Consider the following 24,636-nt stretch of genomic DNA (forward strand, 5'->3'; position numbering starts at 1 on the left):
CGGCCCGGTCGAAGACCCGGCTGGTGTGACTCCAAGCTCGGCCGGAGACATTGCCGGCACGGTAGCGGCGTCGTCGCAACCCGTCCGCTTGTCCTTTGCCGCCGCTGGCATCGATGTGGCGATTCTTCCACTCACGCCCACTGACGCTGACCTGGCATCGCAGTCCCTGGTACCACCGCTCACACTCGACGCCTATTGGCTCACCCCCTATGGATTCCCCGGTTCCGGCTCTGTGAACACCACCTACATCGCTGGGCACAGCTGGGAGGGGCGGGACGCGCCGTTCAACCGACTGAGCAACGAAGCGCTCGTCGGGTCAGAGTTCACACTCGCCACCCGAACGGGTGACATCACCTATGTCGTCGACTCCGTCATCACGCACGACAAGGACACCTTGAAGAACAGCTCCATCTGGGACATCGTGCCCGGCCGGGTTGTCCTTGTCAGCTGTTACACCGAGGATCCCTGGGGCAAGAACGTCGCGGTCAGCGGAACGCCCAGAACCACCTAGGGCCAAGCATCACGACCCTCGTCTACCGCTCGACCGTCGACCGAAGAACGGGTCTGCCCCACTGTGAGGTGCAGCAGACCCTTCCCTGTCCCGCTGTCGCTTCACCGATGTCATTGCGTTGCTGTCGACAACTCGCAGTCTCAGTGCGGTACGCTCCCGATGCGGTGGCGTAATCCCCACAGCGCGGCGTGGAGCCGGTCCCGGCTTCCCGTCTTCGAGAAGATGCTCTGCACGTGGTACTTCACCGTTGTCACTTCGATGAAGAGATCGTGGGCGATCTCAGCGTTGGAGAGCCCTCGGGTGATGAGGTCGAGCACTTCGAGTTCACGTTGTGTGAGCAGCTCGAGGGCAGCTCGTGTCGGTACGGGGGAGGCGCGACGGCGGCCGAATTCAGCAAGTACTTTCCGGGTTATTCGTTGATCCAGGGTTCCGCCGCCGGCGGCGACCGAGTGGATGGCCGCCGCAATGGCTTTCTCTTCAGCGCCTTTCAGGAGGAACCCGGCGGCGCCGGCTTCAAGAGCCGCGAAGATGTCTTCGTCGATGTCGAAGGTCGTGAGGACGAGCACCCGCACCGCCCCTCCATGCTCGGTGACGATCTGCCGGGTCGCGGCGATGCCATCCATTCCGGGCATGCGCACGTCCATGCACACGACGTCCGGGCGGAGCGAGGACGCCAGCCGGACGGCCTCCTGTCCGTCCGCTGCCTGGCCGACGACGAGCAGATCCGGTTCCGCGTCGAGTACGACAGTCAGTCCGGCCCGCACGATGGGCTGGTCGTCGACGATGAGTACGGTCGTCACGGATGCTCGTCCTTGTCTGCGGAAGGTGCGGTGGTCGTGGGCAGGGTGAGAGTTGTCTGCCATCCTGTGCGGGTTGGGCCGGCATCGAGGGTGCCGCCGACCAACATGAGTCGCTCGCGAAGGCCGGCCAGGCCGTATCCGCTTGCTGGTATCGCCAAGGGGGTGGCGGTGGTGGACCCGTTCTCGATTGCTACGCGCAGCTCGACGCTGCTCCACAGCGCGATGACGGTTACAGGGGCGTGCGGAGCGTGTTTGCGGGCATTGGCAAGAGCCTTCTGAACGCCGCGGATGACCACGACACCGGCGACCGGCCCGATCGTTCCGGGCTCTCCCACCGTGTCGAAATCCACTGGTGTTCCGCGATGCGCGGCTTCTTGGACGACGCGTGGAAGATCGTCGATGCCGGGGGCGGGCAGGACTCGGTCTCCATCGTCTGAACGCAGGAGACCCACCGTCTGCCGGAGGTGGTCGAGTGCTTCGCGCGCGTCGGCCTGCAGCGCGGCAAGATATCTTCGCTGCTCGGGACGGTCGCGGTCGGCGAGGGCACCGGCGGCCTGCGCACTCACTATGATGCCGGTCAGATGATGGGCGGCAATGTCGTGTAGTTCGCGGGCCATCTGGGTGCGTTGCTGCTGCACCATGTGGCGGGCAGTGGCCGTTTGCTCACGTTCCGCAAGTTCGGCCCGTTGTCGCAGCGCCTCGATGAGTTGCACCCGGCTCACCGCGACCTCGGCGAGCAACACTGGAATCCCGAAGAGCAGGACCACCCGAGCGATGCCGAAAGGGACAATCCACGTGCCGTCGATCCCGGCATCTGGGCCGGCTATCACGGCTGCGGCGACGCTTATAGCGGCGAGTGGTCCGATCCAGACGAAGGCCCGCCCTCGGTCCAGTTCGCGCCGCGTTCCGTAGACGGCGAGGACGGTGCCGAGACTGCCGGTGCTGTTTCCCGGAGAGACGACGAGCAGCGCACAATCGAGGAGGGCTACAACGGCCAGAGTCAGGCCCGGGAATCGATGCCCCCCTAGAAGGGCGATCGCCTGGGCGACGAGGGCAGCTATGGTGAGCGACACCGTATCGGAAGGGGGGGGTCTCGGGCAGGGCAAGCAGCACGGGCACGAGGACGAGGATGAGGAGCGCAGAGAAGAACGGTCTGGCATCTCGGGTGATGAATTGCTGCACGGCCGGTGTCCTTCGAGCCAGTATGGTCACGGACGCGAACGCGGGACCGGGGTCATTCTGCGGATGCACGGTGGCCACCGCCTGATCGGCGTCGGCGCCTTCGCGCCAGGCCTAGCATAGGGCGTCGTTCATCACCTGGAAAACGCTGCGGTAGCTGTCGAGCAGGGCCTCCTCGTCCGCCGGGTCGATCACGGTCGAGGGCAATGCGGTCACGGCGACGGTGACAGCGTCGCCGCGCTCGTTCACGCCGTTGCGGGTCTCATAGCCGAGAATGTCGCCGCCGTGCCCCCAGGCGACACCACCGCAGGTCAGGGGGTAGGACTGCACACCGAGGCCATAGCCGGAACCGGGCCAGACCTCCTCCTCCGCAGGAACGGTGGTGAGCATCTCCTTCAGTGCCGCAGCGCTCGTGAGCTCGCCCGCGAACAGGGCCTGCATAAAGGTATTGAGCTCAGAAGGCGTCGAGATCATGCCTCCCGCCGCCCAGGTCGCCCCAGGATCGAGCGCAGTGGTGTCGACGAGGTCACCGGTCGCGGCGTCAGGGTGATAGCCGAGGGGGTGATCGCCCTCGATGCTGCGATCTCCGCCGTGCGGCAGCAGGGTGGCTGTCAATCCCAGTGGCTGCACGATGCGCTCGTCGATCTGCCTGTCGAGCGGCTCCCCGGTGATTCGTTCGATGAGCAGGCCGAGCACCTGGTAGTTGGTGTTGCTGTATTCCCACCGCGCGCCCGGCGCGAAGGCCACAGGCTGGGTGAACGCCATATCGAGCGTGTCCCGCGGCGACCAGTACCGGGCCAGACCATCCTCATGGCCGAGCAGAGTAGCGATGTACTCGGGCAATCCGCTCGTGTGCTGCAAAAGGTGCCGGATGGAGATCCGTTCGGCGTCGATTCCCTCACCTTTTACCAGACCCGGCAGGTAGGTCTCGATCGGCTCGTCGAGTGTGATGACGCCCTCATCCACAAGCTGCATCACCACCGTCGCCGTGAACATCTTCGTGTTGCTGGCGATGCGGACCTGTCCGTCTGGTGCTGCCGGCCGCCGGTCTTCGATGTTGCCGAGACCGGAGGCCAGGCTCGCGCGGTCGCCATCGGCCTCCGTGAGCGTACCCAGCGCGGCAGGAAAACCAGCCCGCACGAGTTCGTCGAGGCTGGTTTGCAGCCGCTGGCCGTCGACCTTCGCCGAGGATTCCCCTTCAGCGAGGCTGGTGTCGCTGATCCCCACGCATCCCGCCAGGGAAACCAGTACGAGCCCCGCGGCTGCGGCGGCAGCGCCTCGTTGCATCGAGCGCGTCATTCTCGCCATCGTCCACTCCTTTGTCCTAACCCTGTCGCCGGAGGTCGCCGACACCTCTAAGTCCAACCGAACGACGACGTCTGCGCCCCGGGCCAGAGAACAGGATTCCGCTCCTCCTCAAGCACAGGCTCCAACCTCTGGTCGTGATCGATCGCTGCCGCCCATAGCGAGAGCGCTGCATCGAAGCCGCGCGCCGGTAGGATCTGTCACTCCTCGAACGGGTCCGTGCAGCAGAACAGGAGCGGACGGGGACGGCATCACCTACAGGGATCGCAGTGTCGCCGGAGAGGAGCGCAAGATCAATCGCAGGATGCATCGGTGAGCATTTGCGGGCAGGGTAGGGCAGCGCCTGAAGCCTGTCCTACTGCCGCCGTCCCCTCCGTGCCCGCGTGCCCCTGGACGCAGGGAGCGCTGCCTCGGGCACAGCCTCCCCTCCCGGCGCATTTTCGGACCCACGCCGCGGCACTGTCAGAGCGGCAACCTCTTTGAGTCGGGGGTGGAGATGGTCGTCGCCGTCCACCGTTCCCGATTGCCACGAGAGCGTGAGCCCGTCCGGGGTGTCCTCGAGCGACGCGAGGTTGTTGTCGAACCACGGTCCCCTGATGTTCCGCCAGCGGAACGGTGGGTCGGGAACTTTCACGGAGCGCGCCACGAGGGCCCCGAGAGGTGACGCCACGCCGTAGGAGAGGAGTGCGGTGGAGGAGCGCAGGAGCCGCGGCAGCGGATTGCGGATCGGGGAGCAGACCACCTGGAGGATACGGCTGCCCGACGTCCTGTCCGCTTCCGCGACGTACGAGAAGTGGACGTCGCCCGACAGGAAGGTCACCGTTTCCGGTGCCGGGCCCCGGTTGCCGTCCGCCACGTCCGTCGCCATGAGGGCCACGGCGCGGAAGCTGTTCTGGAAGGCGGCCCAGTGCTCGAGATCCATGCCCTGCCGCAGCTTCTCACCCAGCCGCGCGCCCCACGCTCCCCACGCACCCTGTGCGAGGGCCTCGTCCCAGGACTCGATGTGATGCAGCCCCAGCGGCAGGAGGAACGGCAGCGAGGTTCCCACCAGCAGGTGCCGGAACCCGCCCACCATCCTGTGATCCAGCCACGCAGTCTCCTCCTCGCTGAGCAGGGCCCGCGCATCGGGTGTCAGCACGCGGGAGACGCGGGAGTCGACCACGATCAGGCGCGTGTCGTCGAAGTCGCGGCAGTAGCTCCAGCGGTAGCTGGCCGGCTCCTTGTCCGCCCGGTCGGCGAAGGCGTCGAGTTCCTCGCTCAGGTCGAGCTCGGCGGCGTCGTCATGGTTGACGATCCGCTGCCAGATGGGGTCCTCGGCTCGCCGCTCAGGTGACAGGTTGCCGAGGTGCTGGTACACCCAGTACGACGCCAGGCCCGCGACGATGCGGTCCTGCCACCAGGAGGTGGCCTCCATCTCCTGCTTCCAGGACATGGAGGCGTTCCAGTCGTCGCGGATGTCATGGTCGTCGAAGATCATGGCACTGGGAAGGGTGGACAGCAGCCAGCGGTTGGCGCCGTCGGACCAGGCCAGGTTGTACAGGTGGGCGTACTCCTCGTAGTCCTTCAACTCGGAGCCGGGCTCCTCCTCGATGTCCCTCCGCCCGCGGATGAACTGCTGCATCTCCTCACTGGTGGAATCGGCGTACACCTGGTCGCCGAGGAAAAGCATCAGGTCCGGCCGCGGTGGACTGTCGTCCTTCGTCCGGCTGAGCGCGTAGGCACGCATGGCATCGATGCCGTGGGTCCGATTGCCCTCCTTGGTGTGGGGGACGCTCGTGCGGCAGGACCCGAAAGCCAATCGCAGCGGCTTCCCCGGAGTGAGTGTCGCAATGCTCGACGGCGGGAAGTCGGGAACGGATCCGGGGTCGGGCCAGGCCCGGTGTCCGTCGACCTCCACGGTGTAGGGGGTGACGCTTCCCGGCTCGAGTCCGTCCACCTCGACGAGCGCGTAATGGTGCCCGTGGACCGCGAACGTGCGTGCTTCCCAGGACCGCGGGGCGGCCCGGACGACGACGCGTGCCGCAGTGCCGACCTCCACCCAGATACTTGCCGAGGTTTCATCGACGTACCGGAGTATGGGGCCAAGGACCAGGGGAGTCTGAGTCATACGTAAGTTCTACCCCTCTGACGTCCGGCCCGCAGGTGGATGGCGAAGAGCCCGCCTCCGCGGACACCTGCGCGGATTCTCGCACCGAATCTCCCCGGCACCAAGGAAAACCTCGGTGCGCCCGCTCAGGTTGTCAGGTCCAGGGGCTGCTGGAACGGTGGGGACGGAGTGGCGCCGCGGTCACCACCCGCTGGACCGGCGCACCGCCGTCCCGGATCAGAAGGAGCAACGCATGAATATCCTGCACACGATGCTGGACGGACTGGAGCACGCCAAATCGCTGGACAGGATCGCCGACCCCCTGGCCGCCGCGGTCAGCAAGGCCGTCAAACCGCGCGCCGTCCGCAACGTGCTCAGCGGTACCGCCATCGGCCACCACCTGCATCCCATGATGATCGTCGTCCCGTCGGGCGCCTGGAGCATGGCCTCGTTCCTGGACCTCGCCGGCGGCAGGAGCTCCCAAAAGGCGGCCGACCTCCTCGTCACCGTCGGGATCCTGTCGGCGGTCCCGACGGCGATCGCGGGCCTGCACGACTGGTCGGACACCCAGGAGAAGGAACGCCGCGTGGGCATCGTCCATGCCGCAGGAAACTCCCTCGCTCTGGCGCTCTACACGGCTTCCGCCGTGGCCAGGGCGAAGGACAAGCGCGCCCTCGGCGTCCTGCTCGGTCTCGGCGGGCTCGGGTCGATGCTGTTCAGCGCATACCTCGGCGGCCACCTGAGCTACGCGAGCGCCGTCAACGTGAACCGGACCGCCTGGCACGAGGCGCCCAAGGACTGGACGCGCGTGGCGAGCGACGCCGACGTCGTCGAGGGCGGACGGCACACGGTCGAGGCCAACGGCGTTCCCATCCTGCTGCTCCGCCACGAGGGACGGCTGACGGCGATGGACAGTGTCTGCAACCATCTCGGAGGGCCCCTGGAGAAGGGCACCATCGAGGACGGCTGCATCACCTGCCCCTGGCACCAGAGCATGTTCAGGCTCGACGACGGCAAGAACTACCGCGGCCCCGCCGCCGTGCCCCAGCCCGTCTACGAGACGCGCGTCACGAGCGACGGCTATATCGAACTGCGCCAGCCCGAGTCCTGACCCGAGCTCCTAGTGCAGGGGGGCCGGGGCGTCCCCGGTCTCCTCGGGTGCACGCACGAAGAACGAGGCGACGACGGCCAGCAGGAAGATGACGGCCCCGTACAGGAAGGCCGAGCGGATACCGCCCGCCAGCGCCGGCAGCTCGGCGACGCCCTCCGCGGCGAGGGCCGTGCTCTGGAGGGTCATCACCGAGATGAACAGCGCAGTGCCGGCCGCGCCGGCCAGCTGCTGTGCGGTCCCGAAGACGGCACTGCCGTGCGAGTACAGGCGCGGCTTGACGGACCCGAGGGCCGAGGTCAGCAGGGGAGTGAACATCAGGGCAAGGCCCACGCTGAGCAGGACATGCGCCACGAGCACGAGTGCCACGGGCGTGGTCTCGGTGAGCCGCGTCATCGACCAGAACACCGCGCTGACCAGCAGGGCTCCTGGGACGAGGAGCACCCGGGGGCCGCGGCGGTCGTAGATCCTGCCGACGACCGGTCCGAGGAGGCCCATCGCGAGGCCGCCGGGAAGGAGCAGCAGGCCGGAGGTGAGCGGATCCATGCCGAGGACGGTCTGGACGTAGATCGGGATCAGGATGATCGTTCCGAAGAGGGCCATCATGCTCACGGCGATCGCGACGATCGAGATGGTGAAGTTGCGCGAGGTGAAGACCCGGAGGTCGAGCAGCGCGGCACCGCGTCGCTGCAGCACGAGCTGGCGGGAGACGAAGGCGGCCAGCCCGAGGACGCCGGCGACGAGCGGGAGCCACGCGGGCACGGCACTGCCGGTCGAGGCCTCACCCAGCTGGCTGAGTCCGTAGATGATGCCGCCGAAGGCGACGGCGGACAGGATCACCGACGGCACGTCGATGGCGGACCTGCGGGGATCGGTCACGTTCTGCATCTTGGCCGACCCGATGGCGAGCGCCGCGAGCGAGATCGGCAGGACGAGCCAGAACATCCAGCGCCAGTCCAGCACGCTGAGGATCGCTCCGGAGATGGTGGGGCCGAGCGCGGGTGCCACGGAGATGACGATCGAGATGTTGCCCATGATCTTGCCCCGCGAGGCGGGCGGTACGAGGGTCATCACCGTGGTCATGAGCAGGGGCATCATGATCGCCGTCCCGCTCGCTTGGACCACGCGGCCCACCACCAGGACCCCGAAACCGGGTGCCAGGGCGGCGATGAGCGTGCCGAGGCTGAACAGGCCCATCGCGGCCATGAACACCGGGCGCGTGTTGAACCGCTGCAGCAGGAAACCGGTGATGGGGATGACGACGGCCATGGTCAGCATGAAGGCCGTGCTCAGCCACTGCCCCGCACCGACGGTGATGCCGAGGTCCTCGACGAGGCGCGGGATCGCGACGCCCATGATGGTCTCGTTGAGGATCACCACGAAGGCCGAGATCAGCAGGAGCGTGATGACCAGCCTGTCGCGGGCAGGCAGCGCGCCCGGCGCGCGGTCGCTCGTGGTGGCGGAGGGCGCGCCACCGGACGGGGCGAAGCCCTCGGGACTGGGAGTCGCGTCGGAGACGCGGGACGGGGGACTCTGGGTCATGGTGATCCGCTCGGTTCGATCTGCTGCGCGGCTGCGACGGACGTGATCCGCCCGGCTGCCGCGGTTGAATTCTGGGTGGGACCGGCACGCTGAATCGTTCGTCCGGTCAATCAACTGAACCCGGGATGTCCGGACTCTATTCCGGCCCGGCCTCGGTTCCTCGGTCCATCGGCCGGTCCGCGCCTCGAGGCGGGGACGAGCAGGTGCTCCACTAGCATAGGGCGGGTGCGACGCCCCGGGCCATGCCCCCGGGCATCCTTGTGCTGCCCGGCAGCCCACCCGGCATTCCCCGATGAAGGAGATCTCCCCGTGCCAGATTCTTTCTACCGCGACCTCGGTGGCGGAAGGTTCGAATCGACCGTTCACGCCCAGGGTGCCTGGAACCCGGAGGAGCAGCACATGGCTCCCATCTCCGGTCTCCTCACGCAATGCCTCCTCGAGTGCGAGCCCCGCGACGGCATGCAGCTCAGCCGGATCAGCTTCGACATCCTCGGGATGATCCCGGGTGGCGAGTTCGAGGTCTCCACCGCCGTCGTCCGGCCCGGGCGGACCATCGAACTGCTGGAGGCCCGGATGGAGGCGGGTGGGCGGACGGCGATCGTGGCGAGGGCCTGGCGGCTGGGCGCGCAGGACACGGCTGCCGTCACCGCGGTGGAGGATCCCCGCATGCCCGGCCCGGACGAGGCCGGTCCGCACGAGGCCATGACGGCGTGGCCCGGAGGCTTCATCCGTTCGCTCGAGGTCCGGGTCGTCCCGGGGCACCGCCCCGGCCGCGGGCAGGTGTGGATGCGGAATCCCTACTCGATGCTCGAGGAGCAGCCGACCTCCGACGTCGTGCGGCTCGTCGGCATGATGGATGCCGCCAACGGTATCGCCGCGCGTGTGCCGCCCGGAGGGGACAGCTGGATGTTCCCCAACGTGGACCTCCAGATCCACCTCCACCGCCTGCCCAGGGGCGAGTGGCTGGGGCTCGACACCCGCGTCACCTTCGGCGGGCACGGAGTAGGGCTGACCTCGAGCGTCGCGCACGATCTCGACGGGCCCTTTGGCCGCCTCGAGCAGATCCTGACCGTACGGAAGCTCTGACCGCGCCCGCCGGCCGCCGAAGGAGGCCCGCGCCCGGAATGCTCCGGCTGCCCTGGGAGTTGGGGAAGGTACCGCGCCCTCGCCGACAGGCAGCAGGCGCCACCGCGCTCACGCGAGCGCGGGAACCGTCGAGGAAGAGGAATCATGCCGAAAGCAATCTGGAACAACACGGTCATCGCGGAATCGGCGGAGACGGTGATGGTCGAGGGGAACCACTACTTCCCGCGGAACTCCATCTCGCAGGAGCACTTCGTACCGACCCGGACCCAGACCGTCTGCCACTGGAAGGGCACGGCGAGCTACTTCACGCTGGAGGTGGACGGTGAGCAGAACAAGGATGCGGCCTGGAGCTACCCGGAACCGAAAGAAGCAGCGGAGAACATCCGTGGTTACTACGCTTTCTGGAAGGGCGTCACGGTCAGCGAATGACCACCGCACAGGGCGCCGTCCACTGACGAAGGAGCACCATGGAGTACAGGAAACTCGGCAACAGCGGCACCTCGGTATCGCATCTCGCACTCGGCACGATGACCTTCGGCGCGGAATCGGACGAGGGCGTCTCGCACGCCATCCTGTCCGACTACGCGGCGGCGGGCGGCAACCTGATCGACACGGCCGACGTCTACACGGCCGGCACCTCCGAGGAGATCATCGGACGGTGGCTCGCCAGGAACCCTGCGGAGCGTGACCGGATGGTCCTGGCGTCCAAGGGCAGGTTCCCCATGGGCGAGGACGTCAACGACCTCGGACTGTCCCGGCGCCACCTCCGACGGGCGCTGGACGCCTCCCTGACGCGGCTCGGGGTGGACCACATCGACCTGTACCAGGTGCACTCGTGGGATCCGCTGACCCCGCTGGAGGAGACCCTCGGATTCCTCCACGAAGCGGTGGTCCAGGGCAAGATCGGCTACTACGGGTTCTCCAACTACACCGGCTGGCAGCTCACCAAGGCGGTCATGATCGCCCGCCAGCGGGGCTACTCCCTGCCGGTGACACTGCAGCCGCAGTACTCGCTGCTCGTACGCGAGATCGAGGCCGAGATCGTCCCGGCGGTACTCGACGCAGAGATGGGGATGCTGCCGTGGTCGCCCCTGGGCGGCGGCTGGCTGACCGGCAAGTACTCCCGCGACACCGAACCCACCGGTGCCACGCGGCTCGGGGAGAACCCGCAGCGCGGCATGGAGGCCTGGGAGAAGCGCAACGCCCAGGACCGGACGTGGCGGATCATCGATACCGTGACCGGCATCGCCGCCGAACGCGGCGTCAACGCCTCGCACGTCGCACTGGCCTGGGTCGCGGCGAAGCCCGCCGTGACCTCCGTGATCCTCGGAGCGCGCTCGCAGGAGCAGCTGGCGGACAACCTCGCGTCGGCGGACCTCGAGCTGACACCCGAAGAACTCGGCCGCCTCGACGACGTCAGCGCGCCCACGTTCAGCGACTACCCCTACGGAGGCCCCGGCAGGGAGCAGCGCAGCCGCCGAATCGAGGGCGGCCGCTGATCCCTGGGGCGGGTGCACGTGCCTGCTGCACGGGTGCCCGCCCTTCCGCCCCCGGCTTGGAAGCTCCGCGCCGAGGCGTTATCGTTCGAACAGCGACACGGGGTGTCCCTCCACGGGAGGGGCTGAGATGAGACCCGTCGAACCTGATCCAGCTCATACTGGCGAAGGGATGTCCTGCCGGGCCTTCGGTCCGTCCGTCCTTCCGCCCGACCGGCGAAAGGCAGCCATGACCGAGACACCTGCGCAGACACGCCCCCCAGCACCGGAGCGCGGCGCGTCGCCGCAGGACGGCCGGGTCACCGCCGAAGCATGCGCGGCACTGCTCGCGGACCTCCGGAACGCCTCGCCGCTGGTCCAGTGCGTCACCAATGCCGTCGTCACGAACTTCACCGCCAATGTCCTGCTCGCACTCGGCGCCGCTCCCGCCATGGTGGACATCCCCGGGGAGGCCGGCCAGTTCGCGCCCGTCGCCTCGGGGGTCCTCGTCAACCTCGGCACGCCGACCGACAGTCAGCGCGCAGCCATGCGTGAAGCTGCGGAGGCCGCCGGGTCTGCCGGCACCCCGTGGGTCCTCGACCCCGTCGCCGTGGGCTTCCTCTCCGTCCGGACCGACGCCGCGCGGCAGCTCGTCGCCCTCGGGCCCACGATCATCCGCGGCAATGCCTCCGAGATCATCGCCCTCGCGGGCGCGGGCGGCGGAGGACGCGGGGTGGACTCCACCGACGAGACCGCAGCGGCGCTCGACGCCGCCCGCGCGCTCGCGCAGCGCCACGGATCGGTCGTCGCGATCTCCGGTCCCGTCGACGCCGTCGTCCCCGCCCGCGGCGCGGTCATCCGGGTGGACAACGGCACTCCTCTGCTGACGCGCGTGACGGGCGGCGGCTGCGCGCTCGGCGCCGTCATGGCCGCCTTCGCCTCCCTCACACCGGATGCACTGCTCGCCGCGACCGCCGCCACCGGCGTCTACACGCTCGCCGCCGAGAAGGCCGCCGCACTTGCGGCGGGTCCCGGCACCTTCGCGCCCGCTTTCCTCGATGCGCTCGCCGCCATCACGCCGGCCGACGTCGTGCAGGGCCTGAACCTCCCGGACGGCGACTGATGCCGCGGCCGCTCCCGGCGTCTTACCTGCCGCTCTATCTCGTGACCGACACGCTGCTGAGTACTCCGCGGACCGTCCCGGATGTCGTCGCGGCCGCGGTGGCGGGCGGTGCGACGTGCGTGCAGGTGCGGGACAAGCACGCGGGGGGCCGCGACCTTCTCACCCTCCTGGTCGCGGTGGCCGAGGCCGTCGGCGATCGCGTGCCCGTCCTGGTCGACGACCGGGTCGACGTGTACCTGGCGGCACGCGAGCAGGGTGCCCCGGTCCATGGCGTGCATGTGGGCCAGTCCGACCTTCCGGCCGGCCTCGTGCGGAGCGTCGTCGGCCCCGACGCCGTCGTCGGCCTGAGTGCTGCCACCGCGGAGCAGTTCGCCGTCGCCCACGCCCTGCCGCCCGGCACCGTGGACTATCTCGGGGTGGGCGCCGTGCACGCCACCGCGACAAAGCCGGACCATCCGACGCCGCTCGGCGTCGACGGCTTCGCCCGCCTGGCAGGGGCTTCCGCCCTTCCCTGTGTGGCGATCGGGGGCATCGACGCCGCCGACGCCGCTCCGCTGCGCCGGGCGGGTGCGGCGGGGATCGCCGTCGTGTCCGCCCTGTGCGCGGCTCCTGATCCTGCAGAAGCCGCCCGGTCCCTGCTCGGCGCCTGGAACTCCTGGGCGCCGGGCGAAGACCCGGTGCCGGGGCTACCTGTTCGGGCGTTCCGCGCCCGCTGCTAGCCGACTTCGCGGTTGACGGCAACCGGGATCACGGCATGCCCGAAAACCTAGAATCCGTGTGTGGCAACGAGGAGATCCGTGCTTGCCGGTGCGATGATCGCGCCGCTCCTCGTGGCTGCGACGGCCTGCGAGGGAGGACCCATGGAGACAGGACAGCCTGAGGATACGAAGGATCCCGCCGTGCTCACCGCCCGCCCCGGCGCCGCGGACCCCGGCCCGGCGACCATGACGGGGGTGAGCGCGCTCGGTGTCGCGGGGACCAGGGACCCGATCGTGTACGTCCCGGAATCCCTGGCCACCGATGAGCCGGTCCCGCTGCTCGTGGCACTCCACGGTGCCGGCGGGGACGCGCAGGGCGGCCTGTCCGTCCTGCGCGCGGCGGCGGAGCAGCTCGGGATCGTCATCCTCGCGCCGGCGTCGCGGGGCGGCACGTGGGACGCCATCCGTGGTGGGTTCGGACCGGACACGGCGGTCATCGACAGGGCGCTCGAGGAGGTCTTCTCGTTCGTCCCGGTGGACCCGGAGCGGATCGGGGTGGCCGGCTTCTCCGACGGCGCGTCCTACGCGCTGGGACTCGGGCTGGCGAACGGCGACCTCTTCCGCAAGGTGGTCGCGTTCTCGCCCGGATTCGTCCCGCCCGGGCCGCAGAACGGACAGCCGGCCGTCTTCGTCTCCCACGGCACCGAGGACACCGTCCTCCCGATCGATGCCACGAGCCGGCGCGTGGTCCCGGCCCTCAAGCGGCGCGGCTACGAGGTGGTGTACCGGGAGTTCGACGGGCCGCACACCGTGCCGGCGGCCATCGCGATCGAGGCAGGGCTCTGGCTCGACTGGACGCCCCTGCCGACACCCTGACGCCTCCGTGCGACAGGCCGAGGGGCGCGCCCGGCACAACCGACTGCCTACGATGGCCGGATGAGCAATCCGTGGAAGGGCGCCGGCGAACTGGCGCTCGTCGTCGACCCGGTATCGGCTGATGCGGCTGCAGAACTCGAGCGCGGGATCGCGCTCCTGCGCGATGTCGCCGCAGGTGTGCGGCCCCCTACCCTCCGCCTCTACCGGCCGAGCCCGACCGTCGCCTTCGGGCAGCGGGACGCGCGGCTCCCGGGATTCGACGGGGCGAGTGCAGCCTCCGCGGACCAGGGTTTCGTGCCGCTCGTGAGGCGGGCCGGCGGGCGGGCGGCCGCCTACCATCGGGGCTGCCTGGTCGTCGACCACATCGAACCCGCGCACGACGCCGTGGCCGGCACGCGCGCCCGCTTCGCCGCCTTCGGGGACTTCTTCGCCGGGGTGCTCGCCGACGTCGGACTCGACGCGCAGGTGGGCGAGGTGCCGGGCGAGTACTGCCCGGGCGAGTTCAGCGTGCACGGACGGCAGGACGGCGTTCCCGCACTCAAGCTCGTGGGCACGGCCCAGCGGGTGGTCGCCGGCGCGTGGCTGTTCTCCTCGGTGATCGTCGTCGAGGACTCGGCGCCCCTCCGCGCCGTCCTCACCGACGTCTACGCGGCCCTGGGGCTCCCGTGGCGGCCTGCCACCGCGGGAGCGGCCGAGGACCTCGTTGCCGGGGTGACGGTGGGCGACGTCGAGGATTCGCTGCTGGCCGCGTACACCGCGGCGGTCCGCCTCGATGCGCATGCCCCTGCACCCGCGGCGTCCCGCCCGTCCTGAAGGGGCGTCCCGCCCGTCCTGAACGGAGGACGGAACGCCCGGGTGTCAGTGGCCGCGCGCGATCCATTCGTCGAGGTGCGGTGCCTCGTCTCCGATCGTCGTGCTGTCCCCGTGGCCGGTGCGCGCGATCGTGTCCGGCGGCAGGGTCAGCAGCCTGGTGCGGATGGACTCGATGATCGTCGGGAAGTCGCTGAAGGAACGTCCGGTGGCGCCCGGTCCGCCCTGGAAGAGCGTGTCGCCCGTGAAGACGGTGCCGGCCTCCTCGAGGTAGTAGCAGACGGATCCGGGGGAGTGTCCGGGCGTGTGCAGGGCGGTCAGGGTCACGCCGGCCACCTCGATCGTGTCGCCGTCGGCGATGGACTGGTCGGGGCTCAGCTCCGGGAACACCATGTTCCAGAGCTCCCGGTCGCCGTCGTGGAGGTAGATCGGCGCGTGCACGACGTCGAAGAGGTCGCCGACCGCGCGGATGTGGTCGTCGTGCGCGTGCGTCAGGAGGATCGCCCGGACGACGCGCCCGTTGATCTGGTCGATGATCGCGGCGGCATCGTGCGGCGCGTCGATCACGACGCATTCCTCGTCGTCGCCCACGATCCACACGTTGTTGTCGACGTCCCAGGTGCCGCCGTCGAGCGAGAAGGTGCCCGAGGTGACGAGGTGCTCCACCCTCGCGGCCATCAGAGCTCCACCACCGAGCGGAGCACGGCGCCGCCGTGCATCTTCTCGAAGGCTTCCTCGACCTGGTCCAGGCGGATGCGCTCGGTGACGAACGCGTCGAGATCGAGGTTTCCCTGCAGGTAGTGGCTGACCAGCATCGGGAAGTCCCGGCTGGGCAGGCAGTCCCCGTACCAGGAGGACTTGAGGGATCCGCCGCGTCCGAAGACGTCGAGCAGCGGAAGCTCGATGGTCATCTCTGGCGTGGGGACCCCGACGAGCACCACGGTCCCGGCGAGGTCGCGGGCGTAGAACGCCTGCTTGTAGGTCTCGGGACGCCCGACGGCGTCGATCACGACGTCGGCCCCGTTCCCGCCGGTGAGGGCCCGGATGGCTTCCACGGGGTCCTCGGCCCTGGAGTTCAGGACGTGCGTCGCCCCGAGGCCCTTCGCGAGCTCGAGCTTCCGGTCGTCGATGTCGACGGCGATGATCGTGGTGGCTCCCGCGAGCTTCGCACCGGCGACGGCCGCGATCCCCACGCCGCCGCACCCGATGACGGCGACCGAGTCGCCGCGCGAGACGTTGCCCGTGTTGATGGCGGCGCCGATCCCGGCCATGACGCCGCAGCCGAGCAGCCCGACCGCCGCGGCATCCGCTGCTGGATCCACCTTGGTGCACTGGCCCGCGGCCACGAGGGTCTTCTCGGCGAAAGCGCCGATCCCGAGCGCGGGGGAGAGGACGGTGCCGTCCTCGAGCGTCATCTTCTGCGTGGCATTGTGCGTGTCGAAGCAGTACTGGGGCTCGCCCCGACGGCATGCCCTGCACTCGCCGCAGACCGCACGCCAGTTGAGGATGACGCGGTCGCCGGGGGCCACGGTCGTGACGTCGTCGCCGACGGCGCTCACGACGCCGGTGGCCTCATGGCCCAGCAGGAACGGGAACTCGTCGTTGATGCCGCCCTGCTTGTAGTGCAGGTCGGTGTGGCAGACGCCGCAGGTGAGGATGTCGACGAGCGCCTCACCGGGCCCCGGGTCCGGGACCAGGATGGTCTCGATGGTGGCGGGGGCATCCTTCGCCCGCACCACGACGCCCTGAACTTTGTGCACCATGTCTTCGCTGTCCTTCCGCTGGGAGCGGTGGCCCGGAGAACGGAGCCACCGCTCCCAGCATATGGGGGACGGACGCGGTGCGCGGAGGTCGCCCGGGCTAGACGGCGACCCTGGCCCTGACCTCTGCCACGGAGGGGTTCGTGGCGGTGCTGCCGTCCGGGAAGATCACGGTGGGCACCGTCTGGTTGCCCCCGTTGAGGGACGCCACGAGCTCGGCGGTCCCCTCGACCTCCTCGATGTTGACCTCGGTGTAGCCGATGCCCTGCGCGTCCAGCTGGGACTTCAGGCGACGGCAGTACCCGCACCACGAGGTGGAGAACATGGTGATGGATCCTGCTTCTGGCGTGTAGTCCACGGTGCTCCTCATGCTGGGTGCGGTGGTACCGCACTCTGGTGTCGATGCGCGGGAAGTTGTCTCCCGCACCGGTGTCAACGCTGTACGAAGCCGTGCCATTCCTCCCGCCCGTCCCGGCCCGCACCGGCGAGCTTGTTGGTCGGCCTCCCGGCCACCCGATACGATCAGGAGGGCGGTCCCGGCTCCGGCCGGATCCCGTCGCGCCCTCTGCGGGCACCCATTTCCCAGCATCAAGGAGACCATCCGTGTCAGCGCCCCAGCCCATGAAACTTCTCGTCGACGGCGAAGAGAAGCAGGCGACCACGGGTACCACCGGCACGGAACTGTTCAGCGAGCGGCGCGACGTCGTCGTCATGCGCGTGGACGGCGAACTGAAGGACCTGGACCAGGAACTGCCCGACGGCGCGTCCGTGGAGGGGGTCACGCTCGAGGACCCCGCAGGGCTCGAGGTGCTGCGCCACTCCGCCGCGCACGTCATGGCCCAGGCCGTCCAGCAGTTGCGCCCCGCGGCGAAGCTCGGCATCGGCCCCTACATCACCGACGGTTTCTACTTCGACTTCGACGTCGAGGAGCCGTTCACGCCCGACGAGCTCAAGCAGCTCGAGAAGATGATGCTCAGGATCGTCAACGCCAACCAGCGCTTCGTACGCCGGGTCGTGTCCGAGGACGAGGCCCGCGAGGCCATGAAGGACGAGCCGTACAAGCTCGAACTGATCGGCCTGAAGGGCGGGGCGACGGAGGAGGACGGCGCGTCCGTCGAGGTGGGCGCCGGTGAACTGACCATCTACGACAACGTGGACCGCAAGTCCGGCGACGTCGTGTGGCAGGACCTCTGCCGGGGCCCGCACCTGCCGAACACCAAGCTCATCTCCAACGCCTACGCCCTGACGCGTTCGGCGGCCGCCTATTGGCGCGGCAGCGAGAAGAACAAGCAGCTGCAGCGCATCTACGGGACGGCCTGGCCCACGAAGGACGCCCTCAAGGCCTACCAGGAGCGTTTGGCGGAGGCCGAGCGGCGCGACCACCGGCGCCTCGGCACGGAACTGGATCTCTTCTCGTTCCCGGACGAGCTCGGCTCCGGCCTGCCGGTGTTCCACCCCAAAGGCGGGATCATCCGCAAGGCCATGGAGGACTACTCGCGCCAGCGCCACACGGACGCCGGGTACGAGTTCGTCTACACGCCGCACATCACCAAGGGCCACCTCTACGAGGTCTCCGGCCACCTCGACTGGTACCGGGACGGCATGTTCCCGGCCATGCACGTGGACGAGGAGCTCAACGAGGACGGCACGGTGCGCAAGCCCGGCCAGGACTACTACCTCAAGCCCATGAACTGCCCGATGCACAACCTGATCTTCAGGTCCCGCGGGCGGTCCTACCGTGAGCTGCCGCTGCGCCTGTTCGAGTTCGGCTCGGTCTACCGGTACGAGAAGTCCGGTGTCATCCATGGGCTGACGCGCGTGCGCGGCATGACCCAGGACGACGCCCACATCTACTGCACCCGTGACCAGATGAAGGACGAGCTCACCGAGACACTGAACTTCGTGCTCGGACTGCTCAAGGACTACGGCCTCGAGGACTTCTACCTGGAGCTGTCCACCCGGAACCCGGAGAAGTCCGTCGGGTCGGACGAGATCTGGGAGGAGGCCACGCGCACCCTCGCCGAGGTCGCCGAGGCCTCCGGGCTGGAGCTCGTGCCCGATCCCGGGGGAGCGGCGTTCTACGGTCCGAAGATCTCGGTGCAGGCACGCGACGCCATCGGCCGCACCTGGCAGATGTCCACGATCCAGCTGGACTTCAACCTGCCCGAGCGCTTCGAGCTCGAGTTCCAGGCGGCGGACGGCTCGCGCCAGCGCCCGGTCATGATCCACCGCGCACTGTTCGGGTCGATCGAGCGCTTCATGGGTGTGCTGACCGAGCACTACGCCGGAGCGTTCCCGGCGTGGCTGGCGCCCGTGCAGGTCCTCGCCATCCCGGTCGCCGAAGCGTTCAACGACTACCTGTTCGACGTCGTCGACAAGCTGAAGGCCGAAGGTATCCGCGCGCAGGTCGACGCCGGCTCGGATCGCTTCCCGAAGAAGATCCGGACGGCGAGCAAGGAGAAGGTGCCCTTCGTCCTCATCGCCGGTGGCGAGGACCAGGAGGCGAACGCCGTCTCCTTCAGGTTCCGCGACGGCAGCCAGGACAACCAGGTGCCCGTGGACGAGGCCGTCCGCCGGATCGTGGAGGCGGTACGCAGCCGGGAGGCCACGGTCTGATGGAGGACGCGGACACTCGGGGGATGCCCGCGTCCTACCCGGGCGACCCGGCAGTGACGGACGGTTTCGAGCTGGCGGGCGTGCCGGACGCCTTCCAGCGGCTGTGGACGCCGCACCGCCTCGCCTACATCAAGGGAGGGCAGGAGCAGGTCACGTCGGAACAGACGTGCCCGTTCTGCCGGGCGCCCCACCTGAGCGACGAGGAATCGCTCATCGTGCATCGGGGCACGCATGCCTTCGTGCTGCTGAACCTGTTCCCCTACAACGCGGGACACCTCCTGGTCTGCCCCTACCGGCACGTGCCCGACTACACGGACGTCGACGAGGCGGAGACCGCCGAGATCGCGGCCCTCACGCAGACCGCCATGCGCGTGCTGCGCCAGGTCTCCAACCCGTCCGGTTTCAACCTCGGCATGAACCAGGGGGCCACCGGCGGTGCGGGCATCGCCGCCCACCTGCACCAGCACGTGGTGCCACGGTGGGGCGGCGACGGAAACTTCCTCCCGATCATCGCGCAGACCAAGGCCATCACCCAGACGCTCGGCGAGGTCCGCGAACAGGTCGCCGCCGCGTGGCCGTCCGACGGCGGGACTCCAGGAGCGGGCGCCTGATGCTCAACAGGTACGCGCGGGGGTTCTTCACGAGGCTCTTCACGCCGCTGGCCCGCCTGCTGCTCAAATGGGGCGTCACCCCCGACGCCGTCACCATCGCGGGAACCGTCGGCGTGGCCGGTGGCGCGCTGGTCTTCTATCCGCTCGGCCAGCTCTTCTGGGGCACGGTCTTCATCACCCTCTTCGTGTTCTCCGACGTCGTGGACGGGATCATGGCGCGCATGAAGGGCCACAGCGGGCTCTGGGGGAGTTTCCTCGACTCCACGCTCGACCGGATCGCCGACGGCGCCCTCTTCGCCGGCGTCGCCATCTGGTTCTTCACCGGCGGGCAGAACGCGGCCGTCGCGGTGGCAGCCCTCGCGTGCCTCGTCCTCGGGATGCTCGTCTCCTACGCGCGGGCCAAGGCCGAATCGCTGGGCTTCACAGCGAACGTCGGGCTCGCCGAGCGTGCGGAGCGGCTCGTCTCCGTGCTGGTCGTGACAGGCCTGACCGGACTGGGCCTGCCGCAGGGCTTCCTGCTGGCCGTCCTCGTTCTCCTCGCGGTGGCGAGCCTCGTCACGGTGTACCAGCGGGTCCGCACGGTCCGCCGCCAGTCGCTCGCGGACCGGCAAGCTCCCTGAGACCCGCCCGTCTCCGCGCCTGCGGCCGATGCTAGCCTGCAGAGGTCGCGTCAGAGCACGGTTGCTGAGGGGCGGGTGTCGAAGCGGCGCCTGTAATCGGTCGGGGTGGTCGAGAAGGCCGCCGCGAAGTTCTGGCGGAAGGTGACGGTGTTGCCGAATCCGCAGCGTTCGGCGACCTCTTCGATCGTCAGGCCCGTGGTCTCCAGCAGGCGCCGTGCCGTGTCGAGCCGCCGGGACCGTATCCAGGCGGAGGGCGTTGTCCCGGTGGCTGCGCGGAACGCTCGGATGAGAGTGCGGCGGCTCATGTGAGCCTGCTCCGCCAGGCGGTCGACGGTGAGTGGTTGACGGAGATTGGCGAGCGCCCACTCGAGCAGGTGCGTGATGGGGTCGTCGGTGGAACGCTCCGGAACAGGGCGCTCGATGTACTGTGCCTGTCCGCCTTCACGGTGGGGCGCGACGACGAGGCTGCGGGCTACCGTATTCGCCGCTTCTGCGCCGAGGCGGCTCCGCACGAGATGAAGGCATGCGTCCAGGCCCGACGCCGTGCCCGCCGAGGTCATGACGTCCCCGTGGTCGATGTACAGGACAGAGCGGTCGAGGAGGATGTCCGGGTGTCGCTCGGTCAGGGCGGTGAAGGCCTGCCAGTGGGTGACAGCCTGGCGGCCGGTCAGCAGGCCGGCGTCCGCCACGGCGATCGCTCCGAGGCACAGTCCCAGAACCGGAACATTCCGCCGGTGTGCGTCGCGCAGCACGACCCGCAGGGCGTCGCTCAGCACGCGCCCGTCGTCGAACCACGAGGGCACCACCACGATGTCCGCCCTCGCCGCGGCCTCTGGGCCTTCGATCCCGGCCAGCTCGTAGCCCTCCGCCGTGCGGATCGAGCCGGGCTGGTCTGAGAACAGGGTGGTCCTCCACTGTCCGAGCCCCTGCCGCGTGACCTCGTCGAAGACCATCTGCGGAACGGCCAGATGGAACATCGTCGCGCCTCCGAAGGCATACACCGCGATACGCACGAAGAATCCTCTCAATGGCCTGAACTCATCGTATCTCGGCATACGTGCCACTGTCGGTCCGATGCCGCAGGATCGAGGATGGAGGCAATGCCTAGCCGGCAAGCATCATCCCTTCGATCGCAGGAGAAACCCGCACCATGAGCACCCCCCGCCGCGCCCTCGTTCTCGTCGATGTCCAGCAGCAGTACTTCGGTGGCCTCCTCGAGATCCAGTACCCACCGCACGAGCAGTCCCTGCCCTGTATCACGGCGGCCATCGACGCCGCCACGGCGGCCGGTATCCCCATCGTGGCGGTCCAGCACACGGCAGGCGAGGGAGCTCCCGTCTTCGCCCCGGGCAGCCCCGAGTTCGAGCTCCACCCCGAGATCGAGAGCAGGCGTACGGAGGCGTGGAAAAGCGTCGTGAAGCAGTACGGCTCGGTCTACGCCGGCACCGACCTGACAGGGTGGCTGCGTGAGCACGATCTCGACACCGTCACCCTCGTGGGATACATGACCAACAACTGCATCCTCGGCTCGGCCGTCGAGGCCGAAGGCCTCGGCTTCACCACCGAGGTCCTCTCCGACGCCACAGGTGCGATCAACATCGCGAACGACGCCGGTTCCGCGGACGCCAGGACCGTACACACGACCCTGCTCGCACTGCTGAACTCCAACTGGGCCTCCGTCGGCACCACCGACGCCTGGGCGGCAGCCGTGAGCTCCCGGCAGGCACTTCCCGGAAGCGACCTGGGCGCCTCGGCAGTAGCAGGAACGGCACGCGCCGCCCGATCCCGAGCCTTCGCGGGGCCGGCCGGGTCGATGGACGCACCGAGGCAGCCGGTCTTTAAGAGTCTCCGGCGGGACATTCCGTATGTCATCGAAGCCTTACTGCAGTTCCCGGAGCTTCCCGCCAGGGCGACGTCCCACGGGTATTGAGGTCGAAGATGACCAGCCGACGTCGATGTCCAGAACGGGCTTCGCCGGCAGTCCCTGGACCGAGGTCGACCCCACATGCTCGATGGCGTCGACCGGCAGCGCGGCCACACTGGCCGTACCTGTCGCGCATGGGATCAGGCTATCGATCCGTCAGACGGAGGCAAGCACGGGGGATGGAGCCCTGCCTCTCGCCGGAAGGCTCGACCGCTGCCCGCAGAGGCCGGCGCCTCTTCCTGCGGCACGGACGCCACCACGATGATCTCCCTGCTGGTGGAGGCGTCGAAAGCCGAGCCGTCCCAGTCGCCGCGCCACTCGATGGCACTGTAGCCCGCCTCGTCGAGCAACACGGCGAGCCGAGCGGGCGGTACGAAGCGGAGCGTGCTGGTGTCCGTCACTTCCGCTCCGTCCGCCTCGAACCTCGTCCACGCTTCGAACGTGACGAGTTCGCCCAGCACCTCGACGAGTGTCCACGCCGTGAGCAGCGGGCCCGCACTCGACTCGACGGCATCCGGACCGTCCGGGCTCTGCCAGTCCAGCCACGCCCGCCGTCCGGAGTTGCGCGTCTCGAACAGGAAGCGCCCGCCCGGGGCGAGGCGTCGGCGAACCTCGGTCAGGGTTTCGAGGATCTCCTCGTCCGTGAGCAGGCACTGGAAGGCATGCCCCGTCATCACTGCCGCGTCGAAGGGTCCGGTGGGCAGATCGCGGGCGGTTCCATCGAGCCAGGTCACCCGCTTCGCATCGGGCCTGGCCCGCGCGACGGCCAGCATGCGCGGTGCAGGCTCGACGCCCGTCACCGTGTGCCCCAGCTGTGCCAGCCGTACCGCGAAGGACCCGGTGCCGCAGCCGACATCCGCGACCCGCAGGCCGGTTCCGCCGAGCTCCGCTGCATAGAAGTCCGTGTCCCACGTCCCCTGATTGAACTCGTCGTACAGCGCGACCAGGCGATCGTCCGCGTAACCGTCGACTGCCATCCCGTGCGCCTCCTGCTCGTCGGCTGATGCCCGTCACAGTACCGGGTGCTCCCTGACCGATGAATCGACGGCCAATGGTCCGTCTAACCGGGGAGAGCCCCTACGACACGAAGGAGGGCCACCATGATGCACGCACCAGGGTTCCTGCCGACCGACCTGCAGATCGTCTCGGAAGCCGATCTGCTCCTGCTCCAGCGTGAAACGGCGCCCCGGGGTGGCGTAGTGGGCACGGGCGCCGATGCGGGACGGTCGGCGCCGTGGCCCGAGGGGGCGCTCGACAGCGTCCTGGACGAACTCGAGCGCCGGGAGGTGATGGTGGCCGGAGCCTCGACACCCTCCGCCTGACGCCGGGGCAGCCGGGTTCCGATCGCCCCGGAACACGTCTGTGACGGCCGGTGACGGAACGACGCCGGCGAGCCGGAGTGCGGTCCGGGCGGCGTATCATGAAGTGTCAGTTTTTATCTACCTTTAGGGGCAAGTTGTGTCCACCGTTGAAGACAATTCGGCAACCACAGCACGGACCGGCGGCAACCGGGTCAAGCGCGGAATGGCCGAAATGCTCAAGGGCGGCGTCATCATGGATGTCGTCACAGCCGAGCAGGCCCGCATCGCCGAAGACGCCGGTGCGGTAGCCGTCATGGCGCTCGAACGGGTTCCCGCGGACATCCGTGCCCAGGGCGGCGTTTCCCGCATGAGCGATCCCGACATGATCGACAGCATCATCGAAGCCGTCTCCATCCCGGTCATGGCCAAGGCCCGCATCGGCCACTTCGTGGAGGCGCAGGTCCTGCAGTCCCTCGGCGTCGACTACATCGACGAGTCGGAGGTCCTCACGCCGGCGGACTTCACCAACCACATCGACAAGTGGAAGTTCACCGTCCCCTTCGTCTGCGGTGCGACCAACCTCGGCGAGGCGCTGCGCCGCATCAACGAGGGCGCGGCGATGATCCGTTCCAAGGGAGAGGCCGGCACCGGCGACGTCTCCAACGCCACCATGCACATGCGCAAGATCCGCTCCGAGATCAACCGCCTGTCCTCCATGGCGGAGGACGAGCTGTACGTCGCCGCCAAGGAGCTGCAGGCGCCCTACGAGCTCGTCAAGGAGGTGGCCGCTGCCGGTCGCCTTCCCGTCGTCCTGTTCACCGCCGGCGGCATCGCGACCCCCGCGGACGCGGCCATGATGATGCAGCTCGGCGCGGACGGTGTCTTCGTCGGCTCCGGCATCTTCAAGTCCGGCAACCCCGCCGAGCGCGCCCACGCGATCGTCCAGGCGACCACGTTCCACGACGACCCGGACATGATCGCCAAGGTCTCACGCGGCCTGGGCGAAGCCATGGTCGGCATCAACGTGGACGAGATCCCGCAGCCGCACCGCCTCGCCGAGCGCGGCTGGTAGCAGCAGCGGACGCGCGGACGGAAGGACCGCAGCCCATGTGAACTGGTCCCCGGATGTTGGACTGGCTAAGTAAGTAGGTTAGGCCGCGAGGGTCTGAGCACGGTATTGCACCGGGCTCAGGCCCTCGAGCTTT

26 protein-coding genes and 1 riboswitch are annotated in these 24,636 nt (G+C 68.9%); of the genes, 15 read left to right on the forward strand and 11 right to left on the reverse strand.

The features are described from left to right. Nucleotides 1–115: 115 nt before the first annotated feature. Nucleotides 116–511 carry a class F sortase gene (locus ACIQCY_RS16530; protein WP_400484946.1) on the forward strand — a complete coding sequence of 132 codons (396 nt, stop codon included), beginning with the start codon at nucleotides 116–118 and terminating at the stop codon, nucleotides 509–511. 140 nt (nucleotides 512–651) lie between these two features. On the opposite strand, the gene ACIQCY_RS16535 is transcribed toward ACIQCY_RS16530, so the two are convergent. The 4 genes from ACIQCY_RS16535 to ACIQCY_RS16550 form a co-directional block, all read right to left on the reverse strand. Further along, on the reverse strand, nucleotides 652–1,311 hold the full coding sequence (locus ACIQCY_RS16535) for a response regulator (protein ID WP_400484947.1): 660 nt from the start codon (nucleotides 1,309–1,311) through the stop codon (nucleotides 652–654). Next, nucleotides 1,308–2,384: a sensor histidine kinase gene (locus tag ACIQCY_RS16540; RefSeq protein ID WP_400484948.1), complete on the reverse strand. Its 1,077-nt coding sequence runs from the start codon at nucleotides 2,382–2,384 to the stop codon at nucleotides 1,308–1,310. The genes ACIQCY_RS16535 and ACIQCY_RS16540 overlap by 4 nt, the downstream gene beginning before the upstream one ends. A gap of 220 nt (nucleotides 2,385–2,604) precedes the next feature. Further along, a complete protein-coding gene (locus tag ACIQCY_RS16545; protein WP_400484949.1) occupies nucleotides 2,605–3,798 on the reverse strand; it encodes a serine hydrolase domain-containing protein in 1,194 nt (397 codons plus the stop codon). A gap of 352 nt (nucleotides 3,799–4,150) precedes the next feature. Then, entirely contained in the window at nucleotides 4,151–5,902 is a 1,752-nt protein-coding gene (locus tag ACIQCY_RS16550) for an alkaline phosphatase D family protein (protein WP_400484950.1), read from the reverse strand. Nucleotides 5,903–6,134: 232 nt separating this feature from the next. Here ACIQCY_RS16550 and ACIQCY_RS16555 point away from each other — a divergent pair, with 232 nt between their 5' ends. Next, a complete protein-coding gene (locus ACIQCY_RS16555) occupies nucleotides 6,135–6,992 on the forward strand; it encodes a Rieske 2Fe-2S domain-containing protein (RefSeq protein WP_400484951.1) in 858 nt (285 codons plus the stop codon). Nucleotides 6,993–7,001: 9 nt separating this feature from the next. Here the strand turns inward: ACIQCY_RS16555 and ACIQCY_RS16560 are convergent, their stop codons facing one another. Beyond that, nucleotides 7,002–8,531: an MDR family MFS transporter gene (locus ACIQCY_RS16560; RefSeq protein ID WP_400484952.1), complete on the reverse strand. Its 1,530-nt coding sequence runs from the start codon at nucleotides 8,529–8,531 to the stop codon at nucleotides 7,002–7,004. 309 nt (nucleotides 8,532–8,840) lie between these two features. Here ACIQCY_RS16560 and ACIQCY_RS16565 point away from each other — a divergent pair, with 309 nt between their 5' ends. The 7 genes from ACIQCY_RS16565 to ACIQCY_RS16595 all read left to right on the forward strand — a co-directional run bounded on the left by ACIQCY_RS16565 (nucleotide 8,841) and on the right by ACIQCY_RS16595 (nucleotide 14,602). After that, nucleotides 8,841–9,617 (forward strand): thioesterase family protein, encoded by a 777-nt coding sequence (locus ACIQCY_RS16565; protein WP_400484953.1) that lies wholly within the window; start codon nucleotides 8,841–8,843, stop codon nucleotides 9,615–9,617. Nucleotides 9,618–9,761: 144 nt separating this feature from the next. Continuing rightward, nucleotides 9,762–10,046, forward strand: a complete 285-nt coding sequence (locus ACIQCY_RS16570) for a DUF427 domain-containing protein (protein ID WP_400484954.1) — start codon at nucleotides 9,762–9,764, stop codon at nucleotides 10,044–10,046. Nucleotides 10,047–10,084: 38 nt separating this feature from the next. After that, nucleotides 10,085–11,116: an aldo/keto reductase gene (locus ACIQCY_RS16575; protein ID WP_400484955.1), complete on the forward strand. Its 1,032-nt coding sequence runs from the start codon at nucleotides 10,085–10,087 to the stop codon at nucleotides 11,114–11,116. Between the two features lie 88 nt (nucleotides 11,117–11,204). Continuing rightward, nucleotides 11,205–11,303: riboswitch (TPP riboswitch) on the forward strand. Between the two features lie 39 nt (nucleotides 11,304–11,342). After that, complete coding sequence (gene thiM / locus ACIQCY_RS16580) at nucleotides 11,343–12,215, forward strand: hydroxyethylthiazole kinase (RefSeq protein ID WP_400484956.1); 873 nt, start codon at nucleotides 11,343–11,345, stop codon at nucleotides 12,213–12,215. After that, nucleotides 12,215–12,934: a thiamine phosphate synthase gene (gene thiE, locus ACIQCY_RS16585; protein ID WP_400484957.1), complete on the forward strand. Its 720-nt coding sequence runs from the start codon at nucleotides 12,215–12,217 to the stop codon at nucleotides 12,932–12,934. Before thiM ends, thiE begins: the two co-directional genes overlap by 1 nt. 60 nt (nucleotides 12,935–12,994) lie before the next feature. Continuing rightward, on the forward strand, nucleotides 12,995–13,789 hold the full coding sequence (locus ACIQCY_RS16590) for an alpha/beta hydrolase (protein WP_400484958.1): 795 nt from the start codon (nucleotides 12,995–12,997) through the stop codon (nucleotides 13,787–13,789). A 60-nt stretch (nucleotides 13,790–13,849) separates the two neighbouring features. Beyond that, on the forward strand, nucleotides 13,850–14,602 hold the full coding sequence (locus tag ACIQCY_RS16595; protein WP_400484959.1) for a biotin/lipoate A/B protein ligase family protein: 753 nt from the start codon (nucleotides 13,850–13,852) through the stop codon (nucleotides 14,600–14,602). A gap of 45 nt (nucleotides 14,603–14,647) precedes the next feature. Here the strand turns inward: ACIQCY_RS16595 and ACIQCY_RS16600 are convergent, their stop codons facing one another. The 3 genes from ACIQCY_RS16600 to ACIQCY_RS16610 form a co-directional block, all read right to left on the reverse strand. Then, nucleotides 14,648–15,277 (reverse strand): MBL fold metallo-hydrolase, encoded by a 630-nt coding sequence (locus ACIQCY_RS16600; protein ID WP_400484960.1) that lies wholly within the window; start codon nucleotides 15,275–15,277, stop codon nucleotides 14,648–14,650. Further along, complete coding sequence (locus tag ACIQCY_RS16605) at nucleotides 15,277–16,362, reverse strand: S-(hydroxymethyl)mycothiol dehydrogenase (protein WP_400484961.1); 1,086 nt, start codon at nucleotides 16,360–16,362, stop codon at nucleotides 15,277–15,279. The genes ACIQCY_RS16600 and ACIQCY_RS16605 overlap by 1 nt, the downstream gene beginning before the upstream one ends. A 97-nt stretch (nucleotides 16,363–16,459) precedes the next feature. Continuing rightward, nucleotides 16,460–16,717 (reverse strand): mycoredoxin, encoded by a 258-nt coding sequence (locus tag ACIQCY_RS16610; protein ID WP_400484962.1) that lies wholly within the window; start codon nucleotides 16,715–16,717, stop codon nucleotides 16,460–16,462. A 263-nt stretch (nucleotides 16,718–16,980) separates the two neighbouring features. On the opposite strand from ACIQCY_RS16610, the gene thrS reads away from it, so the two are divergent. Genes thrS through pgsA form a run of 3 tightly spaced genes read left to right on the forward strand, consistent with a single transcriptional unit; the run spans nucleotide 16,981 to nucleotide 20,206 of the window. Further along, on the forward strand, nucleotides 16,981–18,975 hold the full coding sequence (gene thrS / locus ACIQCY_RS16615; protein WP_400484972.1) for a threonine--tRNA ligase: 1,995 nt from the start codon (nucleotides 16,981–16,983) through the stop codon (nucleotides 18,973–18,975). Nucleotides 18,976–18,998: 23 nt separating this feature from the next. Next, the gene (locus ACIQCY_RS16620; protein ID WP_400484963.1) at nucleotides 18,999–19,586 is read left to right on the forward strand and encodes an HIT family protein; all 588 of its coding nucleotides are present in this window, start codon (nucleotides 18,999–19,001) and stop codon (nucleotides 19,584–19,586) included. After that, entirely contained in the window at nucleotides 19,586–20,206 is a 621-nt protein-coding gene (pgsA, locus tag ACIQCY_RS16625) for a phosphatidylinositol phosphate synthase (protein WP_400484964.1), read from the forward strand. The genes ACIQCY_RS16620 and pgsA overlap by 1 nt, the downstream gene beginning before the upstream one ends. A 50-nt stretch (nucleotides 20,207–20,256) precedes the next feature. Here the strand turns inward: pgsA and ACIQCY_RS16630 are convergent, their stop codons facing one another. Continuing rightward, nucleotides 20,257–21,219: a GlxA family transcriptional regulator gene (locus tag ACIQCY_RS16630; RefSeq protein WP_400484965.1), complete on the reverse strand. Its 963-nt coding sequence runs from the start codon at nucleotides 21,217–21,219 to the stop codon at nucleotides 20,257–20,259. A 137-nt stretch (nucleotides 21,220–21,356) separates the two neighbouring features. On the opposite strand from ACIQCY_RS16630, the gene ACIQCY_RS16635 reads away from it, so the two are divergent. Beyond that, nucleotides 21,357–22,136: an isochorismatase family protein gene (locus ACIQCY_RS16635; protein WP_400484966.1), complete on the forward strand. Its 780-nt coding sequence runs from the start codon at nucleotides 21,357–21,359 to the stop codon at nucleotides 22,134–22,136. Here ACIQCY_RS16635 and ACIQCY_RS16640 read toward each other — a convergent pair. After that, complete coding sequence (locus ACIQCY_RS16640) at nucleotides 22,086–22,244, reverse strand: GrpB family protein (RefSeq protein WP_400484967.1); 159 nt, start codon at nucleotides 22,242–22,244, stop codon at nucleotides 22,086–22,088. The two genes, ACIQCY_RS16635 and ACIQCY_RS16640, sit on opposite strands and share 51 nt — an antisense overlap. Nucleotides 22,245–22,270: 26 nt before the next feature. After that, nucleotides 22,271–23,107, reverse strand: a complete 837-nt coding sequence (locus ACIQCY_RS16645; RefSeq protein ID WP_400484968.1) for a class I SAM-dependent methyltransferase — start codon at nucleotides 23,105–23,107, stop codon at nucleotides 22,271–22,273. 123 nt (nucleotides 23,108–23,230) lie between these two features. Here ACIQCY_RS16645 and ACIQCY_RS16650 point away from each other — a divergent pair, with 123 nt between their 5' ends. Together ACIQCY_RS16650 and pdxS are read left to right on the forward strand one after the other, a co-directional pair. Next, nucleotides 23,231–23,452, forward strand: coding sequence for a hypothetical protein (locus ACIQCY_RS16650; protein ID WP_400484969.1), 222 nt, complete (start codon nucleotides 23,231–23,233; stop codon nucleotides 23,450–23,452). Nucleotides 23,453–23,588: 136 nt separating this feature from the next. Further along, nucleotides 23,589–24,503, forward strand: a complete 915-nt coding sequence (pdxS, locus tag ACIQCY_RS16655) for a pyridoxal 5'-phosphate synthase lyase subunit PdxS (RefSeq protein ID WP_400484970.1) — start codon at nucleotides 23,589–23,591, stop codon at nucleotides 24,501–24,503. Nucleotides 24,504–24,636: the final 133 nt, after the last annotated feature.

Source organism: Arthrobacter sp. NPDC092385, assembly GCF_044755105.1.
Classification (GTDB): domain Bacteria; phylum Actinomycetota; class Actinomycetes; order Actinomycetales; family Micrococcaceae; genus Arthrobacter_D.